This window comes from Acinetobacter sp. IK23, assembly GCF_035615275.1.
Classification (GTDB): Bacteria; Pseudomonadota; Gammaproteobacteria; order Pseudomonadales; family Moraxellaceae; genus Acinetobacter; species Acinetobacter seifertii.
This window is the reverse complement of the sequence record NZ_JANBNX010000054.1, coordinates 1-4465: the sequence shown is the minus strand read 5'-3', so window position 1 is coordinate 4465 and position 4465 is coordinate 1. Positions and strand designations below refer to the sequence as shown.

At 43.1% G+C, this 4465-nt stretch carries 2 protein-coding genes and 1 pseudogene; 2 read left to right on the top strand and 1 reads right to left on the bottom strand.

Features of this window, described 5'->3' with window-relative positions; translation table 11 throughout:
- Both MSG95_RS18695 and tpgA read left to right on the top strand, forming a co-directional pair.
- On the top strand, positions 1-3239 hold a 3239-nt coding region (locus MSG95_RS18695), incomplete at its 5' end, for a YadA-like family protein (RefSeq protein WP_324624960.1).
- Positions 3240-3296: 57 nt separating this feature from the next.
- Positions 3297-4079: a trimeric autotransporter adhesin/peptidogylcan-associated protein TpgA gene (tpgA, locus tag MSG95_RS18690; protein ID WP_324624959.1), complete on the top strand. Its 783-nt coding sequence runs from the start codon at positions 3297-3299 to the stop codon at positions 4077-4079.
- A 100-nt stretch (positions 4080-4179) separates the two neighbouring features.
- Here the strand turns inward: tpgA and MSG95_RS18685 are convergent.
- Positions 4180-4338, bottom strand: a pseudogene (locus tag MSG95_RS18685) (IS982 family transposase); the annotation flags it as partial.
- Between the last annotated feature and the right edge of the window lie 127 nt (positions 4339-4465).

Sequence of the window (4465 nt, the reverse complement as noted above, 5' to 3'; positions counted from 1 at the left end):
CGATCACGGCATTAGACAAAGGCTGGACTTTACAAAGCAATGGGTCAAATGCGGCTGCAGTCAAAGCTGGCGATACGGTAGATATTGGTACGGTTGCGGGTGAAACGAACCTGAAAGTGACCAAGACTGGCAATACAATTCAGTATGGACTGAATCGTGATCTGGATCTGGACAGCGTAACCACAGGTGACAGCAAGCTGGATAGCAATGGATTAACCATCGCTGGTGGACCAAGTGTGACCAAGACAGGTATTGATGCTGCTGGCAACACCATCAGTAATGTAGCAGCAGGCACCAATGCTACCGATGCAGTAAACAAAGGCCAGCTTGATGCATTAAGCACGTCAAGCAACAACAAGACTGATGCCTTGGGCAACAGCACAGCCAACAATCTGGGTGGTGGTGCAAGCTATGACAGCACTACCGGTGCAGTCAGCTCGCCAACCTACACTGTGAATGGCAATAACGTCAATAACGTAGGCGATGCGATCACGGCATTAGACAAAGGCTGGACTTTACAAAGCAATGGGTCAAATGCGGCTGCAGTCAAAGCTGGCGATACGGTTGATATTGGTACGGTTGCGGGTGAAACGAACCTGAAAGTGACCAAGACTGGCAATACAATTCAGTATGGACTGAATCGTGATCTGGATCTGGACAGCGTAACCACAGGTGACAGCAAGCTGGATAGCAATGGATTAACCATCGCTGGTGGACCAAGTGTGACCAAGACAGGTATTGATGCTGCTGGCAACACCATCAGTAATGTAGCAGCAGGCACCAATGCCACCGATGCAGTAAACAAAGGCCAGCTTGATGCATTAAGCACGTCAAGCAACAACAAGACTGATGCCTTGGGCAACAGCACCGCCAACAATCTGGGTGGTGGTGCAAGCTATGACAGCACGACAGGTGCAGTAAGCTCGCCAACCTATGTCACCACTAAAACTGACGGTACAACAGTTAATGCCAGCAATGTCGGTGATGCCTTAACCAACCTGAACAATGAGGTGGTTAAACCAATTACCTTTGCGGGTAACAGCGGCAGTGTTGACCGTAAGTTGGGTGAAACCCTGAATATCACAGGTGGTCTGACAGCGTCAGGTTCGAACTCGAATGTGAAGACGGTGATCAGTGGCAATACGGTTGACATTCAACTTGCAGATGCACCTGTATTTGCAGGGAAGTTGACAGCAAGCGGACTGGATGCCAATGGTGAGAAAGTTACCAATGTTGGTGCGGGCACCAATGCTACCGATGCAGTAAACAAAGGCCAGCTTGATGCATTAAGCACGTCAAGCAATAACAAGACTGATGCCTTGGGCAACAGCACAGCCAACAATCTGGGTGGCGGCGCAAGCTATGACAGTACGACAGGTGCAGTCAGCTCGCCAACCTATACCGTGAATGGCAACAACGTCAATAACGTGGGCGATGCGATCACGGCATTAGACAAAGGCTGGACTTTACAAAGCAATGGATCAAATGCGGCTGCAGTCAAAGCTGGCGATACGGTTGATATTGGTACGGTTGCGGGTGAAACGAACCTGAAAGTGAGCAAGACTGGCAATACGATTCAGTATGGACTGAATCGTGATCTGGATCTGGACAGCGTAACCACAGGCGACAGCAAGCTGGATAGCAATGGTTTAACCATTGCTGGTGGACCAAGTGTGACCAAGACAGGTATTGATGCTGCTGGGAACACCATCAGTAATGTAGCAGCAGGCACCAATGCTACCGATGCAGTAAACAAAGGCCAGCTTGATCATGTAGATAATCGTGTAACACAGGTTACAAATACAACTGCAAGTATCTTTGGCGGTGGTGCTCAAGCTAATACAGATGGTTCAATTTCTAACCCGACTTATAATGTTGCAGGTACGAGTGCAAATAATGTCGGTGACGCTTTAACAGCACTTGATAAAGCAGTCACTGATGCAGGTAATGCAGCAAATGCAGGTTGGACAGTTTCAGCTAATGGTGATGGTGCGACTGCTAAAAACATCAAGCCAAATGGTAAAGTGAACTTTACTGGTGATGATAACTTAACTGTTGCTCAAACTAGTGAGACGGACAACGAAGGCAATATCAAAGTTGCACTAAACAAAAACTTGAAGGTTGATAGTGTCACGACTGGTAATACGGTTATCGATACGACTGGCGTAAAAGTTGGTGATAACGTCCAGTTAGGATCAACAGGCTTAATTATTGCTGGCGGTCCGAGTATCACTACTTCTGGAATTAGTGCTGGTAACAAAACGATAAGTAATGTAGCAGCAGGTGTTTCTTCTACAGATGCCGTAAACAAAGGACAACTAGATAGCGCAATAAGTAGCATAAACAATAACGTTGGTGCTCTTGCTAATAGTGCTGTGCAATACGATAAAAATAGTGATGGATCAGTTAACAAAGACTCTATTACTTTAGCTGGTGGTACTAATGGTACAACCATTAAAAATGTAGCAAACGGTACTATAGCAGAAGGTTCTAAAGATGCTGTTAATGGAGGTCAGTTATGGACTGTTCAACAACAGGTCAATAAGAATACAGGGGATATTTCGAATCTCCAGACTGACATCAGCAATATTAACAATGGTAAATCAGGTTTAGTTCAGCAAGCTGATAAAGATGCTGCGATTACTGTTGGTAAAGATACTGGTGGTACTCAGGTTAATGTTGCTGGAACAGCAGGTGACCGTACGGTAACTGGTGTTAAAGCGGGAGCCGTTACGGCGACTTCAAAAGATGCAGTAAATGGCTCTCAACTTAATACCACAAATCAAGCACTTGTAAACTACTTAGGTGGTGGAGCAGGTTATGACAATATTACCCAAAGCTTCTCAAATCCAACATATAACGTAGGTGATAAATCTTACAACAATGTTGGTGATGCGATAGGTGCATTGAATCAAGCGGACCAAACATTAAATACCAAAATTGATAATGTAAGTAACAAGCTTGAACAAGCATTCTATGCGACAAACCAACGTATTGACGATGTTGAGAAAAGAGCGAATGCAGGTATTGCCGCTGCGATGGCATTAGAAAATGCACCATTTGTAGCTGGTAAATACACTTATGCTGTTGGCGCTGCTTATCATGGTGGTGAGAATGCTGTCGGTGTGACTTTACGTAAAACTGCTGATAATGGACGTTGGTCACTAACTGGTGGTGTAGCTGCAGCTTCTCAAGGTGATCCAAGTGTTCGTATCGGTATTAGTGGTGTAATTGACTAATTTCGCTAGGCGAGGAAGGCATAGTCCTTCCTCATTCTCCATTTCGAGAGTAAAAATATGAAAAATACAGTTAAAGCGTTATTTATTGCTGTTCTTTCTGGCCTAGCAATGGTTAGTTATGCGCAAGAAGAAGCAGTATCTCAAAAAAATGTCACGTTTCCTAAAGTATCAGATAGCTATCTTAAGCAAGTAAAACGTTATGAGTATGATGACGTTGCGCGCTTAGATTTAGGGCTAAATAAAGACCAGATTCGAGCTTTACTCGGCAATCCACAATTTAGTGAAGGACTGTTTGTCGTAAAAGTCTGGAATTATGTACTAGATATACGTGTACCAAATAGTAACCAATACCAACGTTGTCAGTTACGCATTGATTTTAATAAAAAATATTTGGCTGAACGTTTATCTTGGAAAGGTGAAGCATGTGAAGGATTGATGGCTTGGGGCGAAAATAATCAGCCTCCTGCAAGTAGTATTGCGGTTAATGGACGTACAGCGAGTGTTTTATTTGCTTTTGATCGATCTGATGCTAGTGCAATACAGCAAGGTTTAAACAATATAGACAATGTTGTCGATCAGATTAAGCAAATCCCCTCAACAACACCTATTATTGTTTCTGGATTTGCAGATCCATTAGGTAAATTTAGTTATAACCAAGAGTTATCATCTAAACGAGCGAATACAGTTGCCAAATTACTTGTAAAACAAGGGATAGACCCAAACCGTATTCAAATACAAGCGAATAGCCAGACTGATTTATATCAGCAATGTTCAAGTGGTCACAATTCTCAACTTATTCAATGCTTAGCGCCGAATAGACGTGTTAATATAAGTTGGTAAACAGCCTGTCACGAAAAAGTAATCATCCCTAGGATGGTTACTTTTTTCGTTTAAAGAGGGACTAAAAAAGTAAAAGGATATATTTTAACCCGAATCCTGCTTAAGCCGATGATTCCTTAATTTGAATTGTTGGCTTATTTCCATGGGTTAATTGATATGCACATAGTGAGGCGTAAATTCCACTCAGAAATCCATGAAGACTACGTGCTTTACTCGTCACTAAATTGTATTGCCCCTTCAATAAACTGAATAATGTTTCTTGATCCTAGCCAAAATAATGGACAGTACTTCCCTCTAAAGATAACGTAACGTTAACTTTGGAGATCCAAGAAATGGCCAAACGTTTTAGTGCTGAATTTAAACAGCAAGCAATTGATTATGCACTT

Excerpts from the sequence above, each read along its gene's own strand:
- tpgA (WP_324624959.1), top strand. The coding sequence starts at position 3,297 with ATGAAAAATACAGTTAAAGCGTTATTTATTGCTGTTCTTTCTGGCCTA.